We start from the raw sequence: 1,468 nt of genomic DNA, 5'->3' as shown, positions 1-1,468 counted from the left end.
GGCGATGACCAACCGTGTCCGGGGGCCCGGAACTGTCCGGGATTTAGCGAAATCCCTGTCCGGGAATTACCGAAACGCGTGTCCGGGAATTACTGAAATCTGTGTCCGGGGATTACCGAAACCCGCAACGCCGCCCCAATTCGGAAGAAGGCGCTCGATGAGATCGATACCAATGACATTCTCGGTATTCTAGAACCGCTTTGGCAGACGAAACCGGAAACGGCCCATCGGCTCAGGGGACGAATCGAGAGGGTGCTGAACGCAGCGAAGGTTAAAGGCCTGCGGTCGGGAGAGAACCCGGCAGCCTGGAGGGGACATCTGGAGCTCCTGCTGCCGAAACGGGCCAAGCTCACCCGGGGCCACTTTGCGGCCCTGCCGTACACGGATATCCCCGCGTTCATCAGAGACTTAAAGCGGCGAGAGGGGCTGGCCGCGCGTGCTCTGGAGTTTCTGATCCTCGGCGCCTGTCGATCAGGAGAAGTCCGGCACCTGCAATGGTCCGAGCTGGATATGAACGCAAAAATCTGGACAGTCCCTAAGGAACGCATGAAAGCCGGCCGGCCGCACCGAGTTCCCCTTACCGATCGGATGATCGCTATTCTTCGGGAAATCGAGCAAATGAAGCTCAACGAGCAATATGTGTTCGTCGGACCGAATAAACATCGTCCATTCTCAGATGCGGCGCTGGGCGTCGTCCTGAAGCGGATGAAAATCGAGAATTGTACGGTGCACGGCTTCCGCTCAAGTTTTCGGGATTGGGCGGGTGACAACACAAGCTTTCCCAGGGAAGTGGCCGAGGCAGCGCTGGCGCATATGGTTGGGGATGCGACCGAACGGGCGTATCGGCGCGGGGATGCTTTTTCCAAGCGAAGGAACTTGATGGAAGATTGGGGAGAGTTTTGTGGGGTAGGACAAGAGTCTTGAAGAACGCACCCGCGTAAGAAAGGCTGTGTCACCATGACGAATGTTGCTTATTCATAGTAGCAATAGCATGCAATACGGATCAGCATTGGGCTTTCACGTCAATTGGAAAATACAGTATCAGCAAAGCTTGCTTCCATGATGAAGTTGTTTCATAGCGCTTGATGGAGACTTATCGGCTGGTCGATGCAGAGCCGTCAGACCACGGATGTCGTGTTGCAGGCCCTGCTCATGGCGGTATGGCGGAGGAAGCCGAAGAACAGGGTTCTGATCCATTTGGATCAGGGATCGCAGTTCACGAGCATGGACTGGGCGTCATTCCTTCGTGCTCACAATCTGGAACACTCGATGAGCCGGCGTGGAAACTGCCATGACAACGCTGTTGCCGAGAGCTTCTTCAACCTGCTCAAACGGGAAAGGGTACCCCTCCGGTGAAGGCCGTCTTGCTGGCGTAGGCTGAAGACTGCCAGTCCTAGTGATAGCACTAGGAGTAGTCATATGACCAAGCAGCATATCGAGGTGATCACGTCGGTGGAGCGACGCCGGC

General features: G+C 56.1%; 1 protein-coding gene and 1 pseudogene. Both read left to right on the top strand.

The annotated features are described in order from the left end of the window. Positions 1–99 precede the first annotated feature (99 nt). Positions 100–924, top strand: coding sequence for a site-specific integrase (locus HK439_RS26340; protein ID WP_190294455.1), 825 nt, complete (start codon positions 100–102; stop codon positions 922–924). 165 nt (positions 925–1,089) lie between these two features. Beyond that, positions 1,090–1,344 (top strand): annotated as a pseudogene (locus HK439_RS26335) (DDE-type integrase/transposase/recombinase); the annotation flags it as partial. Between the last annotated feature and the right edge of the window lie 124 nt (positions 1,345–1,468).

The organism is Roseibium aggregatum (assembly GCF_014692675.1).
GTDB lineage: Bacteria > Pseudomonadota > Alphaproteobacteria > Rhizobiales > Stappiaceae > Roseibium > Roseibium aggregatum_C.
This window is presented reverse-complemented; position numbering and strand designations above follow the sequence as displayed.